Raw genomic sequence first — 26,384 nt, 5'->3', positions numbered from 1 at the left:
AATCCGCGCCTGGCGCGGAAAATCGTGCACAAATCACGACTTTTCGAGGGTGAATTGATGGACATCGACCTGGCGCAGCCGGAACATTTTCGCGCACCCGGTCAGATATTTCATGTACCGGTCGTAGACCTCGACCGATTGCACTGAGATTGCTTCGTCGCGGTGCGTCTCCAGGGCTTCGGCCCAGAGGTCGAGGGTGCGCGCGTAGTGCGGCTGCAGTGACTGGACTCGAGTCACCTTGAATCCGGCCGCCGCGGCGTGCTGACGCACCATCGGGGCGGACGGCAGCCGGCCACCCGGGAAAATCTCGGTCATGATGAACTTGACGAACCGCAGCAGGTCGATCGTCACAGGCAGGTTCGTGTAACGCGGATCGGTGGCGCAGATGGTGTGCAGCAGCATGACGCCGTCGGGCGGGAGGACGTCGTAGGCCATCTGGAAGAACGCCGGATAGCGTTCGTGACCGAAATGCTCGAACGCGCCGATGGATACGATCCGGTCGACGGTTCCGTCGTATTGTTCCCAGCCTTCGAGCAGGACGCGACGGGAGCGGGTGGTGTTCATGTTCTCGAAGAGCCGTTCGACGTGGGTGGCCTGGTTTTTGGACAAGGTGAGGCCGATGACGTTCACGTCGTACTTCTCGATGGCGCGGCGCATGGTGGCGCCCCAGCCGCAGCCGACGTCGAGCAGCGTCATTCCCGGTGTGAGGCCGAGCTTTCCGAGGGCGAGGTCGATCTTGGCTATTTGGGCTTGTTCGAGTGTCATGTCGTCGCGCTCGAAGTATGCGCAGCTGTAGGTCTGGCTGGGGTCCAGGAACAGTCTGAAGAAGTCGTCGGACAAGTCATAGTGGGCTTGAACGTCCGCGAAATGCGGTTGAAGATTCTGCGCCATGGTGTTCCTTCCTGGCGGTTCAACTGGATTCAGTGGGTTATGAGAAACGTTGGATGGCAACGGATATCGGGATCGCGGTGTGATTCCGTCATTTCGGCGGCATCAGGACCGAGTCGATCATGTACACCGTGGCATTCGCGGTCTTGACTCCGCCGCACACGAGTGCGGCGTCATTGACCTTCAGATCTGCGCCGTCGCCGGTAACGGTCACCGGAGAGCGTTCGAGGGTGGTGTGCGTTCCGGCCACTGCCGCGGGCGAGAGTTGGCCTTGCACAACGTGATACGTCAGGATTTTGGTCAGGGTGGCGGAGTCCGTCTTGAGAGAATCCAGGGTCGCTGCCGGCAGCTTCTTGAAGGCATCGTCGGTGGGTGCGAAGACGGTGTATTGGCCACTGTTCAGAGTCGTGACCAGGTTCACGTTCGGGTTCAACTTGCCCGACAGCGCCGCCGTCAGCATGGTCAACATCGGATTGTCGGAGGCTGCCGTCGCGACAGGGTGCAACCCCATCCCGGCGACAGAACCCGGCCCGGTGGGGACCTGCTGTGCGTAGGCCTCGCAACCAGGGCCCACGAGAGCCGTGACAGGCGGAGTCGATGTCGCTGCCGTGGCAGCACTTGGCATCGAAGCCATGTTTGTACTCGGCGCAGCCGAGGGCGCCGAGTTGGTGCCGGCGTCGGAACACGCTGATAAACCCATGACGGCGGCGATCGACAGGCCGGCGGCTGCGATGTGTGGGTAGCGAGGGTATTGCATCAGGGTCTCCTTTGTACGGACGACTGCCGCCGTGGTTTGTTCTTTGTTTACTGGTTCGGAGCCCTGGCGCGTTTGGATAGGTCTGCGGGCAGATGGATGAGGTCTGTCCGCCAACGTGATTCGACTGAAGGGAGGGAACGGCCAGACTCGTGTACCCGAAGACACCGAATTCGCTGCCGCACCCATCCGGGCCGCCCCTGGCTCCGAACCCCTCCTGCGACCCGCAGCGTGGTGGCTCGGGCGTCGGACGAGAGTGAAACCAGATGACGCAGGGATTTGACGTGGCGATAGTGGGCGGCGGCCCGGCAGGGTCGGCGGCCGCATGGCAGGCGGCGCAGGCAGGGGCTCGCGTGCTGTTGCTGGACAAGGCTGAGTTCCCCCGAGACAAGCCGTGTGGTGATGGCTTGACACCGCGGGCCGTCAGCTACATCCAGAAGATGGGACTCGCTGAGCAGGTCGCGAAGTTCCACCGCGTGAATCGGGCCACCGTCTACAGTCCGAGCCGCTGGGACCTGGCATTCCCGGACCGCCCGGGGATGCCTGATCACGGTCACGTGGCGCGCCGACTGGATCTCGACTTGATGCTGCTCGACCGGGCCGAGTTCTGCGGTGCCGAGGTGCGCCGCGGCACCGAGGTCGCCGGACCGATCCTCGATGACGGTGGGCGCGTGGCAGGAGTGGTGCTCAAAAGCGGTGAACGGGTCGCAGCTGATGCGGTGATTGCCGCAGACGGCGCCCATTCGCCGGTCAAGCGGGCCCTGAATCTCGTCTCGCAGCACAACGGTTACGCCGCGATCGCGATCCGGGCCGAGATGTCCGCCAATCGACCGGACGTCGACTCGCTCGATGTGCACTTGCAACTGAGGTTCCGCGGCGATCAGCTGCCGGGTTATGGCTGGGTTTTCCCACTCGGCGGGGGCCGGGTGAACATCGGTCTCGGATATGTGAACAGCTACAAGCAGTGGCAGCAGATCAACGCTACCCAGTTGTTGGGCGAGTTCCTGGCCGGACTACCCCATGAGTGGCAGCTACCGTCGGTCGGCGAGTTGATGAAAGCGAAGGCCGTACGGGCGTGGCGGCTACCGATGGGATTCACGGCGTGGCCACCGTGGCGTCCCGGTGTCTTGTTCGCCGGCGACGCGCTCGGAGCGGCGAGGCCGGCTTCAGGTGCGGGGATCTCCAAGGGGTTGCAATCCGGACTGGCGGCCGGTGAATGCGCCATCGCGGCGCTGACCAACGGTGGGCCAGACGATTTCACCAACTACACCCAGCGAGTGGAAGCGGCATGGGGCAAGGAATATCGCCGCGGTCGATGGTTCCACCGGCTGGTCGGTGTGCCTGCGATCGCGGCTGCCGGGGTGCGCACGCTCGACGCCGTCAGCAATCCGTCGGTGCGGGCGAGGCTGCTGTTCTGGGAGCAATGGTCCGACCCCGCAACCTCGCCGCATTCGGCGGGTCCGGGTACCGAATCGTAGGGATGTTCAAAAGCACCGTGCGTCAACGTATTCAACGTGCGACCGGCCCGCGCGGGCCGGTCGCACGCTTACCTAGGCCGTGCGCTTGTGGTAACTGGCGAGCGTGACGTCGAGCAGGCCTTCGGTGAAATAGCGTTCGCACCCGCGCAGATACTTCATGAAGCGCTGGTAGACCTCCTCGGACTGGATTTCCACCGCCTTCGCATGATTGGCCTCGAGCGCGTCGCCCCACGTCTTGAGCGTCCGGATGTAGTGCGGCCGTAGGGAGATGGCCTCGGGGACGACGAAACCGGCAAGTACGCCGTGCTCGATCATCATGTCCGTCGTCGGAATCCGGCCGCCCGGGAAGATTTCGGTGACGATGAATTTGATGAAGCGGGCGGTTTCGAAGGTGACCTTCTTACCGTCTGCGTTCAACTGGTACGGATGGAAACCGACGCTGCTCTGAATGGTCATCCGACCGTCGGCGGGAAGAATGTCGAAGCACTTCTTGAAGAAATCCGGATAGCGTTCGAAACCGAAGTGCTCGAAGGCTTCGATGGACACGATCCGGTCGACGGGCTCGTCGAACTGTTCCCACCCCTGCAGCAGCACCCGGCGGGTTCGCTCGGTGTCGATATCGTCCAGGAGTTGTTGCGTGAACGCCCTCTGGTTCTTCGACAGGGTCAATCCGATGACGTTGACGTCGTACTTCTCGACTGCGCGTCGTGCGGTGGCGCCCCAGCCACAACCGATGTCCAACAACGTCATTCCCGGTTTGAGGTCGAGATTGTCGAGGTTGAGATCGATCTTGGCGAGCTGCGCTTGTTCAAGGTCCAAGGTCGGCGGTTCGAAGTACGCGCAGCTGTAGGTGCGCGACGGGTCTTGGAACAGGGCGAAGAAGTCGTCGGACAGGTCGTAGTGGGCTTGGATCTCTTCGAAATGCGGACGCATTTCTTCTTGGGAACCAGCAGGCATGGATCCGTGCTTTCCAACGCAGCGCTATGCCACGTCTTTGTGATAGCGGTCTGATGACAGGCTGTTGTGGTCGGTTACTTCTGCAGAGTGAATTGATTGACGTCCACCTGGCGGCGGTGGAACATGTCGGCGCAGCCGGTCAGATATTTCATGTACCGGTCGTAGACCTCCACCGACTGGATCGCGATGGCCTCGTCGCGGTGCGCCTCGAGTGCCTCGGCCCAGTGGTCGAGGGTTTTCGCATAGTGCGGCTGCAGCGACTGCACGCGGGTCACGCGGAATCCGGCTGCGGTGGAGAGGTTTTCGACCATCTCGATGGACGGCAGCCGGCCACCGGGGAAGATCTCGGTCACGATGAACTTCACAAACCTGGCCAACGCGAACGTCAGCTGGATGCCCATTTCCGCGGCCCGGCGCGGGTCGATGCCACAGATGGTGTGCAGCAGCATGACGCCGTCGGGCGGCAACGCGTCATAGGCCATCTGGAAGAACGCCGGATAGCGGTCGTGGCCGAAGTGCTCGAACGCGCCGATGGACACAATCCGGTCGACCGGTTCGTCGAACTGTTCCCACCCCTCCAGGTACACGCGGCGCGAACGCTTCGTGTCCACGCCGTCGAGCAGGTGATTGACATATGCGGCTTGGTTTTTCGACAGTGTCAGCCCGACGACGTTGACGTCGTACTTCTCGACGGCGCGCCGCATCGTCGCGCCCCAGCCGCAGCCGACGTCGAGCAGTGTCATGCCGGGCTCGAGGCCCAGCTTGCCCAGCGCGAGGTCGATCTTCGCCAATTGGGCCTGTTCCAGCGTCATGTCGTCGCGCTCGAAATACGCACAGCTGTAGGTCTGGCTCGGATCCAGAAATAGTCTGAAGAAATCATCTGACAGGTCGTAATGCGCCTGGACATCCGCAAAATGCGGTTTGAGTTTTTCTGCCATGGCTTCCTCTCCAGGCCGACGGCCTGAGAACACTGATCGCGCGCACACCTCGCTCAGCCGGCGACGTCGACGGCTCGTAGGGAGGTGCTGTGCCCTGTACACGTGTGTGGTGCCCGTACGGTTCACGAGCACGACAACTGGGATTCGTTGCCAGGTTTCAGTTGGATGGGTCGGGCGCCGAAATTGATGGATTTGCCCGGTTGCTGGAGCGACATCGGCGCAGCGATCAGCAGCACAGGAATTCGCGGTCTGGCGGTGCCCGCGCTGCTGGAGCGATCAGCCAGAGAAGCCCTGGAATATGTTGCCGACGGCTTACCAGTGAAGCAACGACTCAGCGGCAATGCAAGAGCAAACGCCCACGAAACGTCGGGTGTCGTCCGTCAGGACGAGGTGGTGCGGGCTGGGCGCAGGCCGGCCGACCGTAACTCGAGCGCCGCCAGCTTCCGGATCGCGATGGTGTCGTGGGTGCGCCAGGCATTCACCGGGTCGTCGGAAACCTCGGTCAGCTTTGCCAACGGCCGGTTGGCCAGCGCCCGGAACGCCAGCAGCTGCTCGCCGGCGTCGGTCGAGGCCAGCGTCACCGCCGTCCACTTACGGCGGAAGAACCGGATCCGCAGTGCCAGCCACGGCATCGCCACGGCGAGGATCGGCGGTAGCGCCACTGCCAGTGCGAGCACCCAGGCCAGCCAGCTCGCGGTGCTGTTCAGGCTGTCACCCGCGCCTGCGATGTCGACCGCGGCGTGGCCGGCCGACCGCAACGGGGCCCTGAACGCCTTCCCGATCAGGGGAATGCCGTCGGCGTTGTGGCCGGCGGAGGCCAGGCTGTCCGCGACACCGTCGGCGCCGTCGTGCACCTGGCGCCCGACGTCGGCGATGGTGGCGATCGCGCTGTGCACCGCGACGCCGACGGAGATCCAGATGACGAACCACACCAGCGCGACGACGTCGCTGGTCAGCTGGGCGAGCAACCGGCCCGGCGTCCGGGCGTAGGGCACGTAGCGCGAACTCATGCCACCCATCCCAACAGATAGGGTGGTCCGATGCGCCCAGCTTTGTCCGACTACCGGCATCTGACCAGCGGCAAGGTTCGCGACCTGTACCGCATCGACGACGACCACCTGCTGTTCGTCGCATCGGACCGGATCTCGGCTTTCGACTATGTCCTCGACAGCGAGATCCCGGACAAGGGCCGCGTCCTTACCGCCATGAGCGTCTTCTTCTTCGACTACCTGGCCGAGCAGCTGGGCACCGCCAACCACCTCGCCGGCCCGGCCGATGACGACCGCATCCCCGCCGAGGTGCTGGGCCGCGCCCTGGTGGTGCGCAGCCTGGACATGATGCCGGTCGAGTGCGTGGCGCGCGGTTACCTGACCGGTTCGGGGCTCATCGACTACCGCAAGACGGGCCAGGTATGCGGCATCGCGCTACCCGAGGGGCTGACAGAGGCCAGCCGGTTCGGTGAGCCGCTGTTCACGCCGGCGACCAAGGCCGAGATCGGGGCGCACGACGAGAACATCGCGTTCGACGCCGTCGTGAAGCTCGTCGGCACCGAGCGGGCCGAGCAGCTGCGTGACGAGACCCTGAAGGTTTACAGCGCCGCCGCCGCGCACGCGCTGACCAAGGGAATCATCCTGGCGGACACCAAGTTCGAGTTCGGAGTCGATGCCGACGGCGGGCTGGTACTCGCCGACGAGGTGCTGACACCGGACTCGTCGCGGTACTGGCCGGTCGAGGGCTACACCGAAGGTGTGGTGCAGCCCAGCTTCGACAAGCAGTTCGTCCGGAACTGGCTGACCGGCCCGGACTCCGGCTGGGACCGCGCCGGTGACACCCCGCCCCCGCCGTTGCCCGACGACATCGTCGAGGCCACCCGGGCGCGATACATCGAAGCGTACGAACGGATTTCGGGCCGCCGCTTTGCCGATTGGGTCGGCGCGTGAGCACCCCGCCGATCGCCAAGAAGGTCGAGCATCGCCGCGAACACCACGGCGACGTGTTCATCGACCCGTACGAGTGGATGCGCGACAAGAACGATCCCGAGGTGCTCGCACTCCTGAACGCGGAGAACGCCTACACCGAGGAGATCACCGCACCACTGGAACCGTTGCGGCAGAAGATCTTCGACGAGATCAAGGCCCGTACCAAAGAGACCGACCTGTCGGTGCCGACCCGTCGCGGCGACTGGTGGTACTACGCCCGCAGCTTCGAGGGCAAGCAGTACAGCGTGCATTGCCGGTGCCCCATCAGCGATCCCGACGACTGGACCCCGCCGCAGCTCGACGAGCACACCGAGGTCCCCGGCGAGCAGGTGTTGCTGGACGAGAACGTCGAGGCCGAGGGGCATGACTTCTTCTCTCTCGGCGCGGCCACCGTCAGTGTCGACGCCAACATCCTGGCGTTCTCCGTCGACACCGTCGGCGACGAGCGATACACGTTGAAGTTCAAGGATTTACGCACGGGTGAGCTGTACGACGACCGGATCACCGGCATCGGCGCGGGCGGCACCTGGGCGGCCGACAACCGGACGCTCTACTACGTCACGGTCGACGAGGCCTGGCGGCCCGACACCGTCTGGCGACACCGCCTGGGCTCCGGGCTGCCGGGCGAGAAGGTGCACCACGAATCCGACGAGCGGTTCTGGGTGGGCGTGGGCCGCACCCGCAGTGACAAGTACATCTTCATCGCGGCCGGCAGCGCGGTCACCTCCGAGGTGCGCTACGCCGACGCGCGCGATTCCAAGGCCGAGTTCACGGTCGTGTTGCCGCGCAAGGATTCCGTGGAGTACTCGGTCGAGCACGCGGTGGTCGGCGGCGAGGATCGGTTCCTGATCCTGCACAACGACGGCGCCGAGAACTTCACCCTCGTGGATGTGCCGGTGTCCGCTGCCCCGCTGGCCGGCATCGAGGGCGCCCGCACGCTCATCGAGCACCGCGACGACGTGCGCCTCGATGGTGTCGACGCGTTCGCCGACCAGTTGGTGGTCAGTTATCGCCGCGAAGCCTTGCCGCGGATTCAGCTGTGGCCCTTCGATTCCGACGGCAACTACGGCGACACCCAGGAGATCGCCTTCGAGTCGGAACTGATGTCGGTCGGCCTCTCGGGCAACCCGAACTGGTCGTCGCCGCGGCTGCGGGTGGGGGCGACGTCGTTCGTCATCCCGGTGCGGATCTATGACCTGGACCTGGCCACCGGGGAACGAATCCTGTTGCGCGAGCAGCCGGTTCTCGGTGACTACCGGCCGCAGGACTATCTCGAGCGCCGGGACTGGGCCGTGGCGGCCGACGGCACGAAGGTGCCGCTGTCGATCATCCAGCGGGCGGGCGCGCCGACGCCGGCGCCGGCGCTGCTGTACGGCTACGGCGCCTACGAGTCCTGCGAGGACCCGCGCTTCTCGATCGCGCGACTGTCGCTGCTGGACCGCGGCGTGGTGTTCGTCATCGCGCATGTGCGTGGCGGCGGCGAGTTGGGACGCGGTTGGTACGAGCACGGCAAGCTGCTGGAGAAGAAGAACTCCTTCACCGACTTCATAAGTGCCGCAGAGCATCTCATCGCCACCGGCGTCACCCGGCCGGAGAATCTCGTGGCCCTCGGCGGCAGTGCCGGTGGCCTGCTGATGGGTGCGGTCGCCAACATGGCGCCGCAGCTGTTCGCCGGGATCCTGGCGCAGGTGCCCTTCGTCGACGCCCTGACCACCATCCTCGATCCGTCGTTGCCGCTCACCGTCACCGAGTGGGACGAGTGGGGTAATCCGTTGGCGGACAAGGACGTCTACGACTACATGAAGTCCTACACGCCGTACGAGAACGTGACGGCCCAGGACTACCCGGCGATCCTGGCGATGACGTCGCTCAACGACACCCGCGTGTACTACGTCGAACCGGCGAAATGGGTTGCCGCGCTGCGCAGCACCAAGACCGACGACCATCCCGTCCTGCTCAAGACCGAGATGGCCGCCGGGCACGGCGGCACCAGTGGGCGTTACGAACGCTGGAAAGAAGCCGCGTTCCAGTACGCCTGGGTGCTAGCCACCGCGGACCGCGACAAATATGGCAGCGGCCAGGTAGACGACCTCCTGGACGGAGCGCACACCTAGATTCGCCGTCATGGACGGCGGGGTGTCGGGCATCTGCGCGGCGTAGATGTTGGCCGGGAACATGGCCAGCATCAGCAGGAACAGGCAGATCGCGGCCGCGACGCGAGTGGGCGGAAACAGGAGCCCGACAGCGCCGAGCAGTTCGAGCACGCCGGTGATGGCCACCAGACGTTCCGGCGAGGGCAGCCGCGGTGGGACGATCGCGATCATGTCGCGCCGCATGCCCGGGGTGAAGTGCGCGACGCCGGTCATGAAGAACATCAGGGCCAGGCCGACCGCGATGGCGCTCGGCCAGCTGTCGACGTAACCGACCCCGAACCAGCCGGCTACGCGCGCGGCCAAACTGCCCAACACGAGAGCGAGAAGAACGGCCATGGGCTGCGCCTCCATAATCTAGTCGACGTCTAGATTGAAGGATATCCTGGAACTTGACACTGTCAAGATAGGATGCGGACATGGCCAGGCAGAGCTATCACCACGGCGACCTCAAGGCCGTCATCCTGGTGCAGGCGGCTGCGCTCGTCGCCGAACGCGGCGCCGACACCATCTCGTTGCGTGAGTTGGCCCGCGCCGCCGGTGTGTCGCACGCGGCGCCGGCGCACCACTTCACCGATCGGCGGGGTTTGTTCACCGCCCTCGCGACGGAGGGCTTCACCCTCCTGGCTGGCGCTCTCCACGAAGCCAAACCTGAATTCGCCTACGCGGCAAGGGCTTATGTGCAGTTCGCCCTCGACCACCCCGGCCACTACGCCGTCATGTTCGACAAGATGCTCTACGACGCGGCCGACCCGGCCCTGCGCGCCGCCGAAGCCGAGGCCGCCGCGGAACTCACGGGCGGCGTCGCGACCCTGGCCGATCCCAATGCCCAGCGCGACCCCGACGGCTCGGCTCTGGCCGCGTGGTCGCTGGTCCACGGCTTCGCCCTGCTCACCCTCAACGGCGCCGTCACCGACGCCGACCCCGTCGACACCGCCGAACGCCTCGCCCGCATCCTCTTCTCCGGCTAGCCCCCACTTCCCGCACCCCACCTCCCGCGAGCGGCCGTGTCTGTACGGCAACACGCCGCAATCTGCGTGCGGAAACGTGTCGCTCACGGCCGCCGAGTGGCCCCATTTCGCACACATGCGTCGGCGTGTTGGCGTACAAACACGGCCGCTCGCGGCAAAGGCGGGCGCTCTGGGGCGCGAGAAAAGGGCCAGTGTTCAGGCGGCACCAATGTCACGGCAACCGACGGGACACCTGACGTTGTCACACTGCTTACATGGCTGGCCAATTGATCGTCTCGATCTCGGGGATCCGGGACCGCACGCTGGGCGATGTCGCGGACTTCTGTGCCGAACTCGACGCCCGGCAGATCCCCGCGTCGCTGCTGGTCGCCCCGCGGCTCAAGGGCGGCTACCGGCTGGACCGCGACGCCACGACGGTGGACTGGCTGACGGCCCGTCGCGCCGGCGGTGCCGCGGTCGTCCTGCACGGGTTCGACGAAGCGGCCAGCAAGAAGCGCCGTGGCGAGTTCGCCGCCCTGCCCGCCCACGAGGCGAACCTGCGGCTGATGGGCGCCGACCGGGTCCTGGAGCACCTCGGCCTGCGTACCCGCCTGTTCGCGGCGCCCGGCTGGACGGCATCGCAGGGCACCATCACGGCGTTGCCGCGCAACGGCTTCCGGCTGCTGGCCGGGGACAGCGGCATCACCGATCTGGTGCGCTCGACGACCCTGCGGTCGCGCGTCTTCGGCATCGGCGAGGGCTTCCTCACCGAGCCCTGGTGGTGTCGCACCCTGGTGCTGGCCGCCGAGCGCACGGCCCGGCGCGGCGGCACCGTCCGGCTCGCGGTGGCCGCCGCCCAGCTGCGCCGGATCGGGCCGCGGCAGGCCATGCTCGACGCCATCGACTTGTCGCTCATGCACGGTTGCGCGCCCGCGGCCTACGAGTGGGCACCTGACCCGGCATTGAACGCGGCCGCCTGAACCTGAGCCATCTGGCTCGTCAACCGCGAGGGGGCGCTAGCGTGGCCCCATGGACGCTGACGTCATCGTCGTGGGAGCCGGGCTGGCCGGACTGGTCGCCGCCGCCGAACTGCTCGAGCGGGGCCGGTCGGTCCTGATCGTCGACCAGGAGAATGAGGCCAACATCGGTGGCCAGGCGTTCTGGTCGTTCGGCGGATTGTTCTTCGTCGACAGTGTCGAGCAGCGTCGCGTCGGTATCCGCGACAACTACGAGCGGGCGCTGGAAGATTGGTTGCGCACAGCGGGTTTCGACCGCGACGAGGATCACTGGCCCGAGCAGTGGGCGCGCGCCTACGTCGACTTCGCGTCCGGCGAGAAGCGCAGCTGGCTGCGTGAGCGGGGACTGCAGACCTTCGCGTTGGTCGGTTGGGCCGAACGCGGCGGCTGGGACGGCAAGGGGCCGGGCAACTCGGTGCCGCGCTTCCACATCACCTGGGGCACCGGTCCGGCACTGGTCGACGTCTTCGCCCGACGGGTCGTCGGGCAGCCGAAAGTCCGGTTCGCGCACCGGCATCGGGTCGACGAACTCATCGTCGACGGCGGCGCCGTCACCGGTGTACGCGGCGCGGTGCTGGAACCGTCGACGACCGCCCGCGGGGAGGCGTCTTCGCGGAACGCCGTGGGGGAGTTCGAGTTCCGCGCGCAGGCGGTGATCGTCGCCAGCGGTGGCATCGGCGGTAACCACGACCTGGTGCGCCAGAACTGGCCCGAGCGCATGGGGCGGGTGCCCGGGCAACTGCTGTCCGGTGTGCCCGCGCACGTCGACGGCCGGATGCTCGGCATCAGCCAGGCCGCCGGCGCCGGCGTCATCAACAACGACCGGATGTGGCACTACACCGAGGGCATCACCAACTACGACCCGGTGTGGCCGCTGCACGGTATTCGCATCCTGCCCGGGCCGTCGTCGCTGTGGCTGGATGCCACCGGCAAGCGGCTACCCGACCCGCTGTACCCGGGTTACGACACCCTGGGCACGCTGGAGTACATCTGCCAAACCGGTTACGACTACACGTGGTTCGTGCTCGACCAGAGCATCATCGCCAAGGAGTTCGGGCTGTCCGGACAGGAGCAGAATCCCGACCTCACCGGCAAGAACCTGCGGGAAGTGCTGGGACGCAGTCGGGGTGGTGGCCCCGCCCCGGTCCGCGCGTTCGTCGACAAGGGCGTGGACTTCGTGGCGGCGAACACGTTGCGCGACTTGGTTTCTGCCATGAACAAGGTGCCCGACGTCGAACCGCTGGACTACGCGACCGTCGAGGCCGAGGTCGCCGCCCGCGACAAGGAGATGACCAGCAAGCTCACCAGCGACGGCCAGACCGTCGCCTACCGGGCCGCGCGCTCCTACCTGCCGGACCGGCTGGCCCGCATCGCCGGACCGCACAAACTGACCGACCCCAAGGCCGGCCCGATGATCGCCGTCAAGCTGCACATCCTGACCCGAAAGTCGTTGGGTGGCTTGCACACCGACCTCGACTCCCGGGTGCTGACGCCCGAGGGCGCGGTGCTCGACGGGCTGTACGCGGCGGGTGAGGCGGCCGGCTTCGGTGGCGGCGGCGTGCACGGCTACCGGGCGCTTGAAGGCACCTTCCTGGGCGGCTGCATCTTCTCCGGCCGGGCGGCGGGACGGGCTGCCGCCCGCGCCGTCGGCTGAGGTTTACCGCCGAACACTTCCACTTCCCCAGTGGGAGGCGCCCCTGGTTTGCGAATGGTGCAGGGCCTGCGGGCCGGCCGCCAAGACCGCCAGGCACACCATGCCTGTGGCATAGAACGCCCCGCCGATGATGTCGGTGAAGTAGTGGAAGCCGTTGCTGGCCATGCCAATAGACGGGATGGCGGCGCCGATTACGGCGAGAGTGACACTCCACGGGTGAATCCCGATCGCGAGCACCAGCATGGCCGCGACGGTGATCGCCACGGTGGTGTGACCGCTGGGGTATGCCAGATTCTCGCCGTACCAGGGCCGGCCGAACAGGACCTTGAGCACCTTGGCGCCGATGATCGAGATGACGGGGCACAACGCGGCAGCGGTGGCAAGTCGCCATTCGCGTCGCCACAGCGGGATGCCCACCGCCAGCAGGTAGAGCGGCACCAGCACCTTGACGCGGTTCAGCAGCAGCATCCAGTACGGATGCGGGCCGAGGAGTTCGTGAGACGTCGCCACGAACCAGCGATCCAACCCCGAGTCACCTGACCTGACGGCCAGGCCCAGCGCGATCGTCGCGGTGAACCCGACCAGCGGCCACCACACCAAGAACCGTCGCGTGTTCAGAACCGCATCTCCTGCTCGGGTGTCAGCACCCGGAAGTCGGTGTCGGTCATCTCGTCGAGCCGGCCGTAGTAGATGCCCTTGGCCTGTTCGGCGACGACGCCCTGATGGATCGGTACCGCATGCCGCGGCGCGACGGCCCGCAGGAAGTCGACGGCCTCGGCGATCTTCATCCACGGCGCGGCGGCCGGCGCCGCCAGCACCTCGACGGGCTCGTCCGGCACGAACAGCGCGTCGCCCGGATGCATCAAGCGGGCGGCGTGACCAGCATCACCGACGAGGTACGAGATGTTGTCGATGATCGGGATGTCCGGGTGGATGACGGCGTGCGTGCCGCCCGCGCCGCGCACCGTCAGGTGACCGATCGACAGGGTATCGCCGACGTGCACGGCCTGCCACGCACCACCCAGTTGCGCCGCGGTCATGGGGTCGGCGTACAGCTTGGCCTGCGGATTCGCCTCGACAAGGGCGGGGAGCCGGGCCGGGTCGGCGTGGTCGGGGTGCTGATGGGTGATCAGGATCGCGTCCAGTCCGGTGATGCCCTCGAACCCGTGCGAGAAGTTGCCGGGGTCGAACAGGACCGTCGCCTCGGCTTCGCCATCGGTGAACCGGGCCAACAGGCAGGAATGTCCGAAGTGCGTCAGCTCCATCAGTCCATTGTGCGGGCAACGCCGCGAACAGGGGCGCCGGTAGAGTAAGCGCGAGCAATCCGACCCGAACAAAGGAGCGCGCGTGGCCCGCGTCGTTGTGCACGTGATGCCCAAGGCCGAGATCCTGGACCCGCAAGGCCAGGCGATCGTGGGAGCGCTGGGGCGCCTCGGGATCACCGGAGTGTCCGACGTCCGCCAGGGCAAGCGATTCGAACTCGAGGTCGACGACACGGTGTCCGACGAGACGCTGGAGCACGTCGCCGAGACGCTGCTGGCCAACACCGTCATCGAGGACTTCTCGGTGCACCGGGAGAACGCATGACCACGAAGGTCGGCGTCATCACCTTCCCCGGCACGCTCGACGACGTCGACGCGGCGCGGGCGGTCCGGGCCGTCGGCGGTGAGGCCGTCAGCCTCTGGCACGCCGATCCCGATCTCAAGGGCGTCGACGCCGTCATCGTCCCCGGCGGCTTCTCCTACGGCGACTACCTGCGCTGCGGCGCCATCGCGAAGTTCGCGCCCGTCATGACCTCGGTCGTCGAAGCGGCCGCTAAGGGCATGCCCGTGCTGGGCATCTGCAACGGCTTCCAGGTGCTGTGCGAGGCCGGGCTGTTGCCGGGCGCCCTGACCCGCAACGAGGGCCTGCACTTCATCTGCCGCGACGTGTGGCTCGAGGTCACCGCGACGTCGACCGCGTGGAGCAGCCGTTACGAATCCGGCGCCGACATCCTGATCCCGCTCAAGTCGGGTGAAGGACGGTACGTCGCGTCGGAGAACGTGCTCGATGAGCTCGAAGGCGAAGGCCGTGTGGTCTTCCGCTACCGCGACAACATGAACGGCTCGATGCGCTCGATCGCCGGGATCAGCTCGGCCAACGGCCGCGTCGTCGGCCTGATGCCGCACCCCGAGCACGCCACCGAGGCGCTCACCGGCCCGTCCGACGACGGGCTCGGCATCTTCTTCTCGGCACTCGACGCGGTTCTGAGCGCCTGATTCGTTGACCCCGCGCTGAGGGCGCAGAACCGCGAGTGGCTCGCACCCTCAGCGCAGGATCGACAGCTGCGTCAGCTGTCGAGCGCGACGGACGCCTCGGCGGTGTACACGAGGAACGTCAGCGTCTCCTGCAGGTACAGCTGCACCGTCTCGGCATCGTGGGACAGGTAGCCGATGGTGACGTCGGTGCCCAGCTGCAGATCGAAATCGCCTCCGCGCGTGGACAATACGAACGCGCCGTCGATGGCAGGCGCCCAGATGATCTCACCGTCGACCAGTCGGTTGAGGTGCTCGAGCAGGGGGTAGCCGTGCTCGGTGGTCTCGCTGACCTTGGTGTAGGCCTCCGCCGACAACAGCACCGAATACGGCCCGTCCACACCGGCCAGGCGCAGTTCCGACAGGGCCTGCGAGATGACGTCCGGGTAGCCGCGCGGGTCGCTCGGCAGCGCCAGCGCCGGGTTGGAGCTGGCGGCCCGGATGCCCTCGATCTGCGCGGCGGGGTAGCCCTCGAAGATCGCCCGGTCCTCGGAGAACGCCAGCTTCTTGGCGGCCTCCTTCACCGGGTCCCAGTCGGAGTCCTGTGCGCCGCGCTCGACGTCATCGACGGCCGTGCGCGTCACCGTGAACGGCACGCGAAGGCGGACCAGCTGGCGTGCCTCGCGAAGGTGCGCCACCACACCGTCGGCCGGTGACGTGACGTCGACGAGGTGGCCGGTGCTGACCGCGGCCGTCTTCGGCCCACCCGGTTCGCTGACGTCGACGACGCGACGGCCGGCGATGTGCCGCTTGAACGTCCGGGCGGCCTCCTCCTCGATCTGGGCCCACGCGGCCGCGGTGATCGGAGCGAGATCGCGGTACAGGTTGTTCATTGCGGTTGACCTTTCAGACTGCCGATGGACAGGGTGCCGGTGGACTTGGGTTGGGCTTCGGGTTCGGCCGGTGGTGCGACGGGCAGGGGTGGTGGGGCATCGAGGAAATCCACTGTGGGCGTGAAGAACAACACTCCGGTGACCGCGGTGGAGAAATCCAGGATGCGATCGGTGTTGCCCGGCGGATCGCCGATGAACATATTGCGCAGCATGCGTTCGGTGACGGCCGGGTCGGCCGAGTACGCGATGTAGTACGTGCCGAATTCCCCTGCGCCGACGCGGCCGAACGGCATGTTGGCCCGCACGATCTGCAGTTGGTTGCCGTCGTCGTCTTCGATCACGTTGAGCGCAAGGTGCGAGTTGGGCGGCTTGACGTCGTCGGCCATCTCGATGTCCTCGAGTTTGCTGCGGCCGATCACCCGTTCCTGCTCGGTGACGCTGAGCGACTCCCACGACGCCATGTCGTGCAGGTACTTCTGCACGTGAACGTAACTGCCACCGGCGAATTCGGGGTCGTCGTCGCCGACCAGTGCCGCGACCACGGCGTCCGGACCATCCGGGTTCTCGGTGCCGTCGACGAAGCCCAGCAGATCGCGGTTCTCGAAGAACTTGAATCCGTGCACCTCGTCGATCACCGTCACGGCGCCGTCGAGTGACTTCAGAATCTGGCTGGCCAGCTCGAAACACACGTCCATGGCGTTGGCCCGGATGTGGAACAGCAGATCGCCCGGCGTCGACGGTGCGTGGTGACGCGCACCCTGCAATTCCGGGAACGGGTGCAGCCCGGCCGGCCGCGGTCCGCTGAACAAGCGATCCCAGGCGTCCGAGCTGATGCCGGTCACCAGGCTCAGACGGCTTGCGGGCGTGCGGAATCCGACTGCCCGAACAAGTCCCGACAACCCGGTGAGCGCATCGTGCACTTCGGGCTCGGCGCCCTCATCGATGGTGGCGATGAGAAAGATCGCGGCAGACGTCAAAGTCGTGAGTACGGGCTGAGGCCGTGCGGGACACACGAATCCGACCCTAGCGGCAACCGTCACGGATTTCCGGGTGATGATGGCCTCATGACCGGAGCTACTGCCGCGGGCCTCTGCGGGTTCATCGACGCGTCGCCCTCGCCATTCCACGTGTGCGCGACAGTGGCCGCGCGGCTGACCGCCGCCGGCTTCACCGAGCTCGCCGAGACCGACGCCTGGCCCGCCACCGGGGGCAACTACTTCACGGTGCGGGCCGGCTCGCTGGTGGCGTGGAAAGCGACCGACGCGGCCAACCCGTTCCGCATCGTCGGCGGCCACACCGACAGCCCCAACCTGCGGGTGAAGCAGTACCCCGATCGGTTCGTCAGCGGCTGGCAGGTCGTGGCGCTCCAGCCGTACGGTGGCGCCTGGCTCAACTCCTGGCTCGACCGGGATCTCGGTATCAGCGGCCGGCTCTCGGTGCGGCGCGGCAACACCGTCGAGGACGTCCTGGTCCGGATCGACGACCCGATCCTGCGGGTGCCGCAGCTGGCCATCCACCTGTCCGACGACCGCAAGGGCGTCACCCTCGACCCGCAGCGGCACGTCAACGCGGTGTGGGGCGTCGGGACGGGCACCCGCGACTTCCTCGGTTACGTCGCCGCGCACGCGGGGGTGGACGGTGCCGATGTCCTGGCCGCCGACCTGATGACGCACGACCTCGCGCCGTCGCGCCTGATCGGCGTCGACAGCGATCTGATCAGCGCACCCCGGCTCGACAACCAGGGCACCTGCTACGCCGGGCTGGAGGCGTTCCTGGCCGCCGACGCCGAACGCCACGTGCCGGTGCTCGCGCTGTTCGACCACGAAGAGGTCGGGTCGACGTCCGACCACGGCGCGCAGTCCGATCTCCTGCCGACGGTGCTCGAGCGCATCGTCCTGGCGGCCGGCGGCACGCGCGAAGACCTGCTGCGCCGGCTTTCCGGATCTATGGTGGCCTCGGGCGACATGGCGCACGCCACCCACCCGAACTACCCCGAGCGACACGAGCCGGGCCACCTCATCCAGGTCAACGCCGGCCCGGTGCTCAAGGTGCAGCCCAACCTGCGGTACGCCACCGACGGCCGGACCGCCGCGGCGTTCGCGCTCGCGTGCGCCCAGGCCGGCGTGCCGATGCAGCGCTATGAGCACCGCGCCGATCTGCCGTGCGGATCGACGATCGGCCCGATGACGGCCGCGCGCACCGGTATCCCGACCGTCGACGTCGGCGCCGCGCAACTGGCCATGCACTCGGCGCGCGAGGTGATGGGCGCGCTCGACGTGCCGGCCTACGCCGCCGCGCTGCAGGCGTTCCTGTCACCGGCCTGACCTACAGTCGGGCCATGGCACTCAAAGTGGAGATGGTCACATTCGACTGCACCGACGCGCAGGCGCTCGCCGACTGGTGGGCCGCACAATTCGGCGGCAAGGTGCACACCCTGATGCCGGGGGAGTTCTTCGTCGTCAACCTGGCCGAAGGGCCGAACCTCGGCTTCCAGCAGGTCGACGATCCGACGCCCGGCAAGAACCGGCTGCACCTGGACTTCCATCTGGAAGGCGACATCGAGCCCGAGCTCGAGCGGCTCAAAGCCGCGGGCGCGACGGAAACCGAACGCCATGCCTTCGGCGAGGTGGGCCGCTGGGTGGTGCTGGCCGACCCGGAGGGCAACGCGTTCTGCATCGCGGGCGCGGCCTGACGAGCTAGGGACTGGTCTCGTCGACCAGTTCGACGCTGGTGGAGACCAACGGCTCAGACGCGGCATGCCACGCCTTGGACGCGACGACGATCGCGCCGGCACAGATACACACCAGGGTCGCGATCACGGCAAACAGCGCGAGCGCACCCCGGTTGAGGCCAAGGTGGAGTCTCATCCGGCCACGTTAAAACCGCCGGATGAGGCCGCGATGGGTCCTACTTAGCAGCCCGCTATGAGTGCCTTCGCGATGAGTTCCCGCGCTCGCACGAGTCGACTTAGTGTTGAACCGTCGATCGAGAAACGGAGTCCGCCATGGCCGACGCCAAGGATGCATCGAAATCGCGGGCCGCACTGGCCGGCCGCACCACACCGCAGAAGGCCGGCCTCGCGCTGAGCGCCTTCCTCCTGCTGTTCCTGCTGGCCGATGCCGTCCCGAAGATCCTCGGGGTGGAGTTCGCGCGCACCGCGACCGAGGGTCTCGGCTTCCCGCCGTATCAGACGTACGTCATCGGCTGGGTCCTGCTGGCCTGTGTCATCGCCTGGGTGATCCCGCGCACGGCCGTGCTGGGCGCGGTCGGGCTGACGGCCTATCTCGGCGGCGCGGTGACCATCGACATGCACCACGAGGCGTGGTTCCCGGTCGTCTTCGCGGTGGCCTTCGGCCTGCTGATCTGGGGCGCGCTCATTCTGCGGCTTCCGGCGCTGCTCAAGGTGCTGATCGCCGGCGACGAGTAGCCGGCGTTCGCCGTGGCGGGCGGGCCAGTTCGGCAACGGTAGACTCTCTGCGTGACGTCCTCGGTCGATACCGTCAATAACGCGACTACCACGCCCGATCAGCCGCAGCCGTATCGCGAGCTCGGTCTCAAGGATGACGAGTACCAGCGCATCCGCGAGATCCTCGGCCGTCGGCCCACCGATGCCGAGCTGGCGATGTACTCGGTGATGTGGAGCGAGCACTGCTCGTACAAGTCCTCCAAGGTGCATCTGCGCTACTTCGGCGAGACCACCACCGACGAGATGCGCGCCGGCATGCTGGCCGGTATCGGCGAGAACGCCGGCGTCGTCGACATCGGTGACGGCTGGGCCGTCACCTTCAAGGTCGAATCGCACAACCACCCGTCGTACGTCGAGCCGTACCAGGGCGCGGCCACGGGCGTCGGCGGCATCGTCCGCGACATCATGGCCATGGGCGCCCGCCCGGTCGCCGTCATGGATCAGCTTCGCTTCGGCGCGGCCGACGCGCCCGACACCCGCCGCGTGCTCGACGGCGTCGTCCGCGGTGTCGGTGGCTACGGCAACTCGCTGGGCCTGCCCAACATCGGCGGCGAGACCATCTTCGACCCCTCCTACGCCGGCAACCCGCTGGTGAACGCCCTCTGCGTCGGCGCCCTACGTGTCGAGGACCTGCACCTGGCCTTCGCGTCCGGCACCGGCAACAAGATCATCCTGTTCGGCGCCCGCACGGGCCTCGACGGCATCGGCGGCGTCTCGGTCCTGGCCTCGGACACCTTCTCGGGCGACGAGTCCGGCGCCGGCCGCAAGAAGCTGCCGAGCGTCCAGGTGGGCGACCCCTTCACCGAGAAGGTGCTCATCGAGTGCTGTCTCGAGCTGTACGCCGCGCACCTCGTGGTCGGCATCCAGGACCTCGGCGGCGCCGGATTGTCCTGTGCCACATCGGAACTGGCCTCGGCCGGCGACGGCGGCATGCACATCGACCTCGACAAGGTGCCGCTGCGCGCGGCGAACATGACCCCGGCCGAGGTGCTCTCCAGCGAGTCGCAGGAGCGCATGTGCGCCGTCGTGACGCCGGAGAACGTCGACGCCTTCATGGCCGTCTGCCGCAAGTGGGACGTGCTTGCCACCGTCATCGGTGAGGTAACCGACGGTGACCGGCTGAAGATCAACTGGCACGGCGAGACCGTCGTCGACGTGCCGCCGCGCACCGTCGCCCACGAGGGCCCCGTCTACAACCGACCCGTCCAGCGCCCCGACACCCAGGACGCGCTGATCGCGGACACCTCGGCCAACTTGCCCCGGCCCAAGACCGGCGACGAGCTGCGCGCCACGCTGCTGCAGCTGCTCGGCAGCCCGCACCTGTGCAGCCGTGCCTTCATCACCGAGCAGTACGACCGCTACGTCCGCGGCAACACCGTCCTGGCCGAGCACGCCGACGGTGGCGTGCTGCGCATCGACGAGGCCACCGGTCGCGGCATCGCGGTGTCGACCGACGCGTCGGGCCGCTACACCCAGCTGGACCCATACACCGGCGCGCAGCTGGCACTGGCCGAGGCCTACCGCAACGTCGCCGTCACCGGCGCCACCCCGGTGGCCGTCACCAACTGCCTCAACTTCGGTTCGCCGGAGGACCCGGGCGTCATGTGGCAGTTCTCGCAGGCCGTGCGCGGCCTCGCCGATGGCTGTGCGGCCCTTGGCATTCCGGTCACCGGCGGCAACGTCAGCTTCTACAACCAGACCGGCTCCACGGCGATCCTGCCGACCCCGGTGGTCGGTGTGCTCGGCGTCATCGACGACGTGCACCGCCGCATCCCGACCGGCATTGGCCTGGAGCCCGGCGAGACCCTGATCCTGCTGGGCGACACCCACGACGAGTTCGACGGCTCGGTCTGGGCGCAGGTCACCGCAGACCACCTCGGTGGCGTGCCGCCCAAGGTCGACCTGGCCCGTGAGCAGCTGCTGTCCGAGGTGCTGACGGCCGGTTCGCGCGACGGCCTGATCTCGGCCGCGCACGACCTCTCCGAGGGTGGGCTCATCCAGGCCGTCGTCGAGGCGGCCCTGGCCGGCGAAACCGGTTGCCGCGTCCTGCTTCCCGAGGATGCCGACCCGTTCGTGCAGCTGTTCTCCGAGTCGTCGGGCCGCGTGCTGGTCGCGGTGCCGCGTACCGAGGAGAGCCGTTTCATGGCGATGTGCGAGGCCCGCGAACTGCCGGCCGTGCGCATCGGCGTGGTGGATCCGGGCAGCGACTCGGTGGAGGTGCAGGGCCAGTTCAGCGTCACGCTGGACGAGCTGCGCACCACCTCCGAGAGCGTGCTGCCCGCCCTGTTCTCCCATGAGTGATTTGTGCACGAAAACCCGCGCCGGCCGCGGAAAATCGTGCACAAATCCCTGAGATGGTGACGCGCAAGGCACCCGACCCGGCGGCGACGCGGGCGGCGGTGCTGCTCGTCGCGGACTGGCTGCGCGACGAGCAGACCGAAACGCCGCCGCGCGCCGCGATCGCGGAGGCCGTCCGGCTGACGGCGCGCACGCTGGCGGCCGTCGCGCCCGGCGCCAGCGTCGAGGTGCGGGTGCCGCCGTTCGTTGCCGTGCAGTGCATTTCGGGCCTCAGCCACACCCGCGGCAACCCGCCCAACGTCGTGGAGACCGACCCGCGGACCTGGCTGCTGCTGACGACCGGACTACTGTCGCTCGACGACGCCGCAGACGCCGTCGAGCTGTCGGGATCGCGGGCACCGGAGATCGGACCGTGGCTGCCACTGGTCGACCTGTAGCGCTCACTTGAAGAACGGGTACTCCTGAATCCAGTGAAAGCCCCTGTTGCGCAACGTGAATTGATCGAGGTCGACCTGATCGAGGGTGATCTGCACCGGACGGCCCTGCAGTGTGCCGGTCAGCTGCAGCTGCCGGGCCGCCGGCTGTGACACCTTCAGTTCGGCCAGCGCTGCGCCGCCGGGTCCGGTCGCGGTGATGGTGTCGGACGTGATGGTGGCGGGGGTGTCCACGAGCTCGCCGTTCATCCGCTGGTACGTCAGCGCGCCGTCCGTCTCGAAAATCAGCCGTTGCCAACGGGTTTGATCGGTCGTCAGCGGCGGCAGCGGCTTGCCGTCCACGCTGAACTCCCGGACCGACCAGATTCCGTAGAGCTCGGGCTTGGCCTTGCCGCCGCCGTAGGCGTGCCACGCCTGCCAGCTGGCGAGGATGCAGCCGGCCAGTACCCAGAGCCCGAGCACGGCCTGCGCGGTGGCGGCTCGGCGATTGGCCCGCGCGGAGCTGAACAGCGCGGGTTGACTCACCGGCTCCGACGGGCGTTGCAGGACGAACAGGTCCGTCAGCCGGCGCAGCTGCGGGGCGAGCAGCACCAGGCTCATCAGCAGCAGGTGTCCGGACAGGATCTTGACCGGCACGTCGAATGTCATGTTCAACAGGAACACCTGGGCCATGCCGGCCAGCCCGAGCAGCGTGCCCAGGGTCGCGGTGCGGGGCAGGAACATCAGCAACCCGGCCAGCACCTCGACGGCGCCGAGCGTCATCTCGTACGGGTGCGAGCTGCCCACCTGCAGCCACAGCACCGAAGCCGGACTCAAGTCGCCGAAGGACCGCAGCAGCGCGGACGGCGGCGGTGACGGCATCTGGGTGGGCACCAGTTTGGCGAACCCGTAGAACAGCATCTGCCCGGCGATGCACAACCGCAGGAACGTCAGGAACCACGCCGACAGCCGCGCGTAGTCGGGCCGGCGCCGGTCCATGAGCGTCCACACCGCGGTGCCGACGGCCGCGAAGACCGCAAGGGTGAACACCATCACCCAGACGACGGTCTGATCGCCGCTGCCGGAGTCCTGATGGAGCACGGCGTCGACGCCGAAGACCGCGCGACCAACCCACTTCAATGGCGGGCCGAGCACCGTCATCTGCCACATCACCGCGAGCTTGGGCAGCCACTCGCCGACGATCCCGAAGAAGGCAAAGGTGATCTGCGCGAACAACACACAGAACAGGCCGAAGTACAGAAAGCAGAATCTGAATGCGATCTTCGTCACGGTCGACCATGGCCGGGTGGGGTCGGCGGCGACCGGATCGGCGAGAACGGTAGCGGGACTCCCGGATAATTGGCTGGCCATGAAATCCATATAAACAGCCGGATTGAAGTGGGCTGATGAGACGGCTGACGGCCCCGCGCGAAGCCGTCCGCGGCGCGTTGGCCGAGCCGGAAGCCGGCCTGGCCGACACGCCAAAGGTGTACGACGCGCCAACAGAAGGAAGATTCGATTCCGTTTCGCGCCCAACGGGACCGTAGACTCGAACCCGTCACCAACCGCCTCCCCGGGAGCAGCCCTATCGTGACCGAACAGACCGAGAACGAGCCACGCGAGGAATGCGGCGTATTCGGGGTCTGGGCCCCTGGCGAGGATGTGGCAAAGCTCACTTACTACGGTCTCTATGCCCTGCAGCACAGAGGGCAGGAAGCGGCAGGCATCGCCGTCGCTGACGGATCGCAGATTCTGGTCTTCAAGGACCTCGGCCTGGTCAGTCAGGTGTTCGACGAGCAGACCCTGGCCGCCATGCACGGCCACGTCGCCGTCGGGCACTGCCGCTACTCCACCACCGGCTCCACGACGTGGGAGAACGCCCAGCCGGTGTTCCGCAACACCGCCGCCGGCACCGGCGTCGCGCTCGGCCACAACGGCAACCTGGTCAACACCGCCGAACTGGCGGCCCGGGCCCGCGAAGCCGGACTGATCAACGCGCGTGGCCATGTCGCCGCCACCACCGACTCTGACATCCTGGGCGCCCTGCTGGCGCACGGCGCTGCCGACTCGACGCTGGAACAGTCCGCTCTGGAACTGCTGCCGACGGTCCGTGGCGCGTTCTGCCTGACCTTCATGGACGAGAACACCCTGTACGCCGCGCGCGACCCGCACGGCGTGCGTCCGCTGTCCCTGGGCCGGCTGGACCGCGGCTGGGTCGTCGCCTCCGAGACCGCCGCGCTGGACATCGTCGGCGCCTCGTTCGTCCGCGACATCGAGCCCGGTGAGCTGCTGGCCATCGACGCCGACGGCGTGCGCTCCACCCGGTTCGCCAACCCCGAGCCCAAGAGTTGCGTCTTCGAGTACGTCTACCTGGCTCGCCCGGACAGCACCATCGCCGGCCGCTCGGTCCACGCCGCGCGCGTCGACATCGGCCGCCGGCTCGCCCAGGAGAAGCCCGTCGACGCCGACCTGGTCATCGGGGTGCCCGAATCAGGCGTGCCCGCGGCCGTCGGCTACGCGCAGGGCTCGGGGATCCCGTTCGGTCAGGGCCTCATGAAGAACGCCTACGTCGGGCGCACGTTCATCCAGCCGTCGCAGACCATCCGTCAGCTCGGTATCCGGCTCAAGCTCAACCCGCTGAAGGAAGTCATCCGCGGCAAGCGGCTGATCGTCGTCGACGACTCGATCGTCCGCGGCAACACCCAGCGCGCCCTGGTCCGCATGCTGCGCGAGGCCGGCGCCGTCGAGGTGCACGTGCGCATCGCGTCGCCGCCGGTGAAGTGGCCGTGCTTCTACGGCATCGACTTCGCCACCCCCGCCGAGCTCATCGCCAACGCCAAGAGCACCGAGGCGAGCGAAGACGAGATGCTCGAGGCGGTCCGGCACGCGATCGGCGCCGATTCACTGGGCTACATCAGCCGCCAGGGCATGATCGCCGCCACCGAGCAGCCCGCCACCCGGCTGTGCGCGGCCTGCTTCGACGGCAACTACCCGATCGAACTGCCAGGTGAAGCTGCCCTCGGCAAGAACGTCGTCGAGCACATGCTGGCGTCGGCGGCCCGCACCGGGCTCCCGCTGACCGCCGACAACGACAACGCCTCGGCCCTGCGTCGTCCCTGATCTGACGGCCGTCAACAGGCGCGACGTGCATCCGCGAGGGTGCGACCGGTAGCCTTGGGGCCGATGACTAGCCAGGATGAGCGAGCTGAATCGATTGGCGCCTCCTACGCTTCGGCGGGGGTTGACATCGAGGCAGGCGATCGCGCCGTCGAATTGTTCAAGCCCCACGCCAAGAAGGCCACCCGACCCGAGGTCCGGGGTGGTCTCGGAGGTTTTGCCGGGCTGTTCGGCCTGAAAGCCGGGTACCGCGAGCCGCTGCTGGCCTCGTCGACCGACGGTGTGGGCACCAAGCTCGCCGTGGCGCAGGCCATGGACAAGCACGACACCGTCGGCATCGACCTCGTCGCGATGGTCGTGGACGACCTCGTGGTGTGTGGCGCCGAGCCGCTGTTCCTGCAGGACTACATCGCCGTGGGCCGCACTGTGCCCGAGCGGGTGGCCGAGATCGTCTCGGGCATCGCCGAAGGCTGTGTGCAGGCCGGCTGTGCGCTGCTGGGCGGGGAAACCGCCGAGCACCCGGGCCTGATGGAGCCCGACCACTACGACATCTCCGCGACCGGCGTCGGCGTCGTCGAGGCCGACGACCTGCTGGGCCCCGAGAACGTCCGCCCCGGCGACGTGATCATCGCCATGGCCGCCACCGGCCTGCACTCCAACGGCTACTCGCTGGCCCGCAAGGTGCTGCTCGAGATCGACCGCATGAGCCTGTCCGGGCACGTCGAGGAGTTCGGCCGCACGCTCGGTGAAGAGCTGCTGGAGCCGACCCGGATCTACGCCAAGGACTGCCTCGCGCTGGCCGCCGAGACCCAGGTGCGCACCTTCTGCCACGTCACCGGCGGCGGGCTGGCCGGGAACCTGGAACGCGTCATCCCGCACGGCCTGACCGCCGAGATGGACCGCGGTACCTGGACGCCGGCACCGGTGTTCCAGATGATCGCCCAGCGCGGCCGCGTGGAGCGTGCCGAAATGGAGAAGACGTTCAACATGGGTGTCGGCATGGTCGCCGTCGTCGCGCCGGAGGACACCGACCGCGCACTGGCGATTCTGACTGCCCGGCACCTGGACTGCTGGACTCTGGGCACCGTCAACAAGGGTGGCAAGAGCAGCGTTCGCGCCGAGTTGGTGGGCCAGCACCCGCGCTTCTGACCTTAGGGTCGCGCGCGGGGCTGGGCCTGCGGCCCTGGGACTCAGGGCCG

27 protein-coding genes are annotated in these 26,384 nt (G+C 67.5%); 15 read left to right on the top strand and 12 right to left on the bottom strand.

Annotation, left to right across the window (positions count from 1 at the left end; all coding sequences use genetic code 11):
- Window positions 1-33: 33 nt before the first annotated feature.
- Both G6N46_RS15520 and G6N46_RS15515 read right to left on the bottom strand, forming a co-directional pair.
- Window positions 34-891: a cyclopropane mycolic acid synthase family methyltransferase gene (locus G6N46_RS15520; RefSeq protein WP_138247834.1), complete on the bottom strand. Its 858-nt coding sequence runs from the start codon at window positions 889-891 to the stop codon at window positions 34-36.
- Window positions 892-979: 88 nt separating this feature from the next.
- Window positions 980-1,588 (bottom strand): fasciclin domain-containing protein, encoded by a 609-nt coding sequence (locus G6N46_RS15515; RefSeq protein WP_407665194.1) that lies wholly within the window; start codon window positions 1,586-1,588, stop codon window positions 980-982.
- Window positions 1,589-1,908: 320 nt separating this feature from the next.
- Between G6N46_RS15515 and G6N46_RS15510 the strand changes: the two genes are divergently transcribed.
- Window positions 1,909-3,120, top strand: a complete 1,212-nt coding sequence (locus G6N46_RS15510) for a geranylgeranyl reductase family protein (protein WP_138247836.1) — start codon at window positions 1,909-1,911, stop codon at window positions 3,118-3,120.
- 72 nt (window positions 3,121-3,192) lie between these two features.
- On the opposite strand, the gene G6N46_RS15505 is transcribed toward G6N46_RS15510, so the two are convergent.
- From G6N46_RS15505 to G6N46_RS15495, 3 genes are all read right to left on the bottom strand, one after another.
- Window positions 3,193-4,077 carry a cyclopropane mycolic acid synthase family methyltransferase gene (locus G6N46_RS15505; protein ID WP_138247837.1) on the bottom strand — a complete coding sequence of 295 codons (885 nt, stop codon included), beginning with the start codon at window positions 4,075-4,077 and terminating at the stop codon, window positions 3,193-3,195.
- Window positions 4,078-4,151: 74 nt separating this feature from the next.
- On the bottom strand, window positions 4,152-5,015 hold the full coding sequence (locus G6N46_RS15500) for a cyclopropane mycolic acid synthase family methyltransferase (protein ID WP_138247838.1): 864 nt from the start codon (window positions 5,013-5,015) through the stop codon (window positions 4,152-4,154).
- A gap of 380 nt (window positions 5,016-5,395) precedes the next feature.
- Window positions 5,396-6,025: a hypothetical protein gene (locus tag G6N46_RS15495; protein ID WP_138247839.1), complete on the bottom strand. Its 630-nt coding sequence runs from the start codon at window positions 6,023-6,025 to the stop codon at window positions 5,396-5,398.
- 30 nt (window positions 6,026-6,055) lie between these two features.
- On the opposite strand from G6N46_RS15495, the gene G6N46_RS15490 reads away from it, so the two are divergent.
- Both G6N46_RS15490 and G6N46_RS15485 read left to right on the top strand, forming a co-directional pair.
- Window positions 6,056-6,955 carry a phosphoribosylaminoimidazolesuccinocarboxamide synthase gene (locus G6N46_RS15490; RefSeq protein WP_135355847.1) on the top strand — a complete coding sequence of 300 codons (900 nt, stop codon included), beginning with the start codon at window positions 6,056-6,058 and terminating at the stop codon, window positions 6,953-6,955.
- Window positions 6,952-9,108, top strand: coding sequence for a S9 family peptidase (locus tag G6N46_RS15485; protein ID WP_163692781.1), 2,157 nt, complete (start codon window positions 6,952-6,954; stop codon window positions 9,106-9,108). Before G6N46_RS15490 ends, G6N46_RS15485 begins: the two co-directional genes overlap by 4 nt.
- Here the strand turns inward: G6N46_RS15485 and G6N46_RS15480 are convergent.
- Complete coding sequence (locus tag G6N46_RS15480; protein ID WP_133428317.1) at window positions 9,037-9,483, bottom strand: DoxX family protein; 447 nt, start codon at window positions 9,481-9,483, stop codon at window positions 9,037-9,039. The two genes, G6N46_RS15485 and G6N46_RS15480, sit on opposite strands and share 72 nt — an antisense overlap.
- An 80-nt stretch (window positions 9,484-9,563) precedes the next feature.
- Between G6N46_RS15480 and G6N46_RS15475 the strand changes: the two genes are divergently transcribed.
- From G6N46_RS15475 to G6N46_RS15465, 3 genes are all read left to right on the top strand, one after another.
- Window positions 9,564-10,115, top strand: a complete 552-nt coding sequence (locus G6N46_RS15475; RefSeq protein ID WP_138247840.1) for a TetR/AcrR family transcriptional regulator — start codon at window positions 9,564-9,566, stop codon at window positions 10,113-10,115.
- A gap of 254 nt (window positions 10,116-10,369) precedes the next feature.
- Window positions 10,370-11,074: a DUF2334 domain-containing protein gene (locus G6N46_RS15470; protein WP_061002481.1), complete on the top strand. Its 705-nt coding sequence runs from the start codon at window positions 10,370-10,372 to the stop codon at window positions 11,072-11,074.
- Between the two features lie 49 nt (window positions 11,075-11,123).
- Window positions 11,124-12,764 carry an FAD-binding dehydrogenase gene (locus G6N46_RS15465; protein WP_138247841.1) on the top strand — a complete coding sequence of 547 codons (1,641 nt, stop codon included), beginning with the start codon at window positions 11,124-11,126 and terminating at the stop codon, window positions 12,762-12,764.
- A gap of 3 nt (window positions 12,765-12,767) precedes the next feature.
- On the opposite strand, the gene G6N46_RS15460 is transcribed toward G6N46_RS15465, so the two are convergent.
- Both G6N46_RS15460 and G6N46_RS15455 read right to left on the bottom strand, forming a co-directional pair.
- Entirely contained in the window at window positions 12,768-13,361 is a 594-nt protein-coding gene (locus G6N46_RS15460) for a phosphatase PAP2 family protein (RefSeq protein WP_138247842.1), read from the bottom strand.
- A 17-nt stretch (window positions 13,362-13,378) separates the two neighbouring features.
- Entirely contained in the window at window positions 13,379-14,029 is a 651-nt protein-coding gene (locus tag G6N46_RS15455) for an MBL fold metallo-hydrolase (protein ID WP_138247843.1), read from the bottom strand.
- Window positions 14,030-14,111: 82 nt separating this feature from the next.
- Here G6N46_RS15455 and purS point away from each other — a divergent pair, with 82 nt between their 5' ends.
- A complete protein-coding gene (gene purS / locus G6N46_RS15450; protein ID WP_020098778.1) occupies window positions 14,112-14,351 on the top strand; it encodes a phosphoribosylformylglycinamidine synthase subunit PurS in 240 nt (79 codons plus the stop codon).
- Window positions 14,348-15,022: a phosphoribosylformylglycinamidine synthase subunit PurQ gene (gene purQ, locus G6N46_RS15445; RefSeq protein WP_135355853.1), complete on the top strand. Its 675-nt coding sequence runs from the start codon at window positions 14,348-14,350 to the stop codon at window positions 15,020-15,022. Before purS ends, purQ begins: the two co-directional genes overlap by 4 nt.
- A gap of 71 nt (window positions 15,023-15,093) precedes the next feature.
- On the opposite strand, the gene G6N46_RS15440 is transcribed toward purQ, so the two are convergent.
- Both G6N46_RS15440 and G6N46_RS15435 read right to left on the bottom strand, forming a co-directional pair.
- On the bottom strand, window positions 15,094-15,891 hold the full coding sequence (locus tag G6N46_RS15440; protein ID WP_133428311.1) for a family 1 encapsulin nanocompartment shell protein: 798 nt from the start codon (window positions 15,889-15,891) through the stop codon (window positions 15,094-15,096).
- Window positions 15,888-16,904 carry a Dyp-type peroxidase gene (locus G6N46_RS15435; RefSeq protein ID WP_133428310.1) on the bottom strand — a complete coding sequence of 339 codons (1,017 nt, stop codon included), beginning with the start codon at window positions 16,902-16,904 and terminating at the stop codon, window positions 15,888-15,890. Before G6N46_RS15435 ends, G6N46_RS15440 begins: the two co-directional genes overlap by 4 nt.
- 51 nt (window positions 16,905-16,955) lie before the next feature.
- On the opposite strand from G6N46_RS15435, the gene G6N46_RS15430 reads away from it, so the two are divergent.
- Both G6N46_RS15430 and G6N46_RS15425 read left to right on the top strand, forming a co-directional pair.
- Window positions 16,956-18,215, top strand: a complete 1,260-nt coding sequence (locus G6N46_RS15430; protein ID WP_138247844.1) for a M18 family aminopeptidase — start codon at window positions 16,956-16,958, stop codon at window positions 18,213-18,215.
- Window positions 18,216-18,229: 14 nt separating this feature from the next.
- On the top strand, window positions 18,230-18,583 hold the full coding sequence (locus G6N46_RS15425; RefSeq protein WP_138247845.1) for a VOC family protein: 354 nt from the start codon (window positions 18,230-18,232) through the stop codon (window positions 18,581-18,583).
- Between the two features lie 4 nt (window positions 18,584-18,587).
- On the opposite strand, the gene G6N46_RS15420 is transcribed toward G6N46_RS15425, so the two are convergent.
- A complete protein-coding gene (locus G6N46_RS15420; protein WP_163692779.1) occupies window positions 18,588-18,758 on the bottom strand; it encodes a hypothetical protein in 171 nt (56 codons plus the stop codon).
- A 137-nt stretch (window positions 18,759-18,895) separates the two neighbouring features.
- Here G6N46_RS15420 and G6N46_RS15415 point away from each other — a divergent pair, with 137 nt between their 5' ends.
- The 3 genes from G6N46_RS15415 to G6N46_RS15405 are packed head-to-tail and all read left to right on the top strand — an operon-like array spanning window position 18,896 to window position 22,092.
- Window positions 18,896-19,318 (top strand): DoxX family protein, encoded by a 423-nt coding sequence (locus G6N46_RS15415; RefSeq protein WP_138247846.1) that lies wholly within the window; start codon window positions 18,896-18,898, stop codon window positions 19,316-19,318.
- Between the two features lie 51 nt (window positions 19,319-19,369).
- Window positions 19,370-21,658, top strand: a complete 2,289-nt coding sequence (gene purL, locus G6N46_RS15410) for a phosphoribosylformylglycinamidine synthase subunit PurL (RefSeq protein WP_138247847.1) — start codon at window positions 19,370-19,372, stop codon at window positions 21,656-21,658.
- Window positions 21,659-21,711: 53 nt separating this feature from the next.
- The gene (locus G6N46_RS15405) at window positions 21,712-22,092 is read left to right on the top strand and encodes a sterol carrier family protein (protein WP_138247848.1); all 381 of its coding nucleotides are present in this window, start codon (window positions 21,712-21,714) and stop codon (window positions 22,090-22,092) included.
- Window positions 22,093-22,095: 3 nt separating this feature from the next.
- Here the strand turns inward: G6N46_RS15405 and G6N46_RS15400 are convergent, their stop codons facing one another.
- Window positions 22,096-23,439: a DoxX family protein gene (locus G6N46_RS15400; protein WP_234880510.1), complete on the bottom strand. Its 1,344-nt coding sequence runs from the start codon at window positions 23,437-23,439 to the stop codon at window positions 22,096-22,098.
- Between the two features lie 216 nt (window positions 23,440-23,655).
- On the opposite strand from G6N46_RS15400, the gene purF reads away from it, so the two are divergent.
- Window positions 23,656-25,188, top strand: coding sequence for an amidophosphoribosyltransferase (gene purF / locus G6N46_RS15395; protein WP_060998897.1), 1,533 nt, complete (start codon window positions 23,656-23,658; stop codon window positions 25,186-25,188).
- Window positions 25,189-25,251: 63 nt separating this feature from the next.
- Window positions 25,252-26,334 (top strand): phosphoribosylformylglycinamidine cyclo-ligase, encoded by a 1,083-nt coding sequence (gene purM, locus G6N46_RS15390; protein ID WP_020098790.1) that lies wholly within the window; start codon window positions 25,252-25,254, stop codon window positions 26,332-26,334.
- Window positions 26,335-26,384 lie beyond the last annotated feature (50 nt).

Origin of the sequence: Mycolicibacterium phocaicum, assembly GCF_010731115.1 — a bacterium.
GTDB lineage: Bacteria > Actinomycetota > Actinomycetes > Mycobacteriales > Mycobacteriaceae > Mycobacterium > Mycobacterium phocaicum.
This window is presented reverse-complemented; position numbering and strand designations above follow the sequence as displayed.

Bases quoted from the DNA above. Each gene is read 5' to 3' on its own strand.
- G6N46_RS15520 (WP_138247834.1), bottom strand. From the start codon at position 891: ATGGCGCAGAATCTTCAACCGCATTTCGCGGACGTTCAAGCCCACTAT.
- G6N46_RS15455 (WP_138247843.1), bottom strand. From the start codon at position 14,029: ATGGAGCTGACGCACTTCGGACATTCCTGCCTGTTGGCCCGGTTCACC.
- G6N46_RS15440 (WP_133428311.1), bottom strand. From the start codon at position 15,891: ATGAACAACCTGTACCGCGATCTCGCTCCGATCACCGCGGCCGCGTGG.
- G6N46_RS15480 (WP_133428317.1), bottom strand. From the start codon at position 9,483: ATGGCCGTTCTTCTCGCTCTCGTGTTGGGCAGTTTGGCCGCGCGCGTA.
- G6N46_RS15500 (WP_138247838.1), bottom strand. From the start codon at position 5,015: ATGGCAGAAAAACTCAAACCGCATTTTGCGGATGTCCAGGCGCATTAC.
- G6N46_RS15415 (WP_138247846.1), top strand. From the start codon at position 18,896: ATGGCCGACGCCAAGGATGCATCGAAATCGCGGGCCGCACTGGCCGGC.
- G6N46_RS15515 (WP_407665194.1), bottom strand. From the start codon at position 1,588: ATGGGTTTATCAGCGTGTTCCGACGCCGGCACCAACTCGGCGCCCTCG.
- G6N46_RS15475 (WP_138247840.1), top strand. From the start codon at position 9,564: ATGGCCAGGCAGAGCTATCACCACGGCGACCTCAAGGCCGTCATCCTG.
- G6N46_RS15510 (WP_138247836.1), top strand. From the start codon at position 1,909: ATGACGCAGGGATTTGACGTGGCGATAGTGGGCGGCGGCCCGGCAGGG.
- G6N46_RS15465 (WP_138247841.1), top strand. From the start codon at position 11,124: ATGGACGCTGACGTCATCGTCGTGGGAGCCGGGCTGGCCGGACTGGTC.
- purQ (WP_135355853.1), top strand. From the start codon at position 14,348: ATGACCACGAAGGTCGGCGTCATCACCTTCCCCGGCACGCTCGACGAC.
- G6N46_RS15470 (WP_061002481.1), top strand. From the start codon at position 10,370: ATGGCTGGCCAATTGATCGTCTCGATCTCGGGGATCCGGGACCGCACG.
- G6N46_RS15420 (WP_163692779.1), bottom strand. From the start codon at position 18,758: ATGAGACTCCACCTTGGCCTCAACCGGGGTGCGCTCGCGCTGTTTGCC.
- G6N46_RS15505 (WP_138247837.1), bottom strand. From the start codon at position 4,077: ATGCCTGCTGGTTCCCAAGAAGAAATGCGTCCGCATTTCGAAGAGATC.
- G6N46_RS15405 (WP_138247848.1), top strand. From the start codon at position 21,712: ATGGTGACGCGCAAGGCACCCGACCCGGCGGCGACGCGGGCGGCGGTG.
- G6N46_RS15495 (WP_138247839.1), bottom strand. From the start codon at position 6,025: ATGAGTTCGCGCTACGTGCCCTACGCCCGGACGCCGGGCCGGTTGCTC.
- G6N46_RS15425 (WP_138247845.1), top strand. From the start codon at position 18,230: ATGGCACTCAAAGTGGAGATGGTCACATTCGACTGCACCGACGCGCAG.
- G6N46_RS15430 (WP_138247844.1), top strand. From the start codon at position 16,956: ATGACCGGAGCTACTGCCGCGGGCCTCTGCGGGTTCATCGACGCGTCG.
- G6N46_RS15490 (WP_135355847.1), top strand. From the start codon at position 6,056: ATGCGCCCAGCTTTGTCCGACTACCGGCATCTGACCAGCGGCAAGGTT.
- G6N46_RS15400 (WP_234880510.1), bottom strand. From the start codon at position 23,439: ATGGCCAGCCAATTATCCGGGAGTCCCGCTACCGTTCTCGCCGATCCG.
- purM (WP_020098790.1), top strand. From the start codon at position 25,252: ATGACTAGCCAGGATGAGCGAGCTGAATCGATTGGCGCCTCCTACGCT.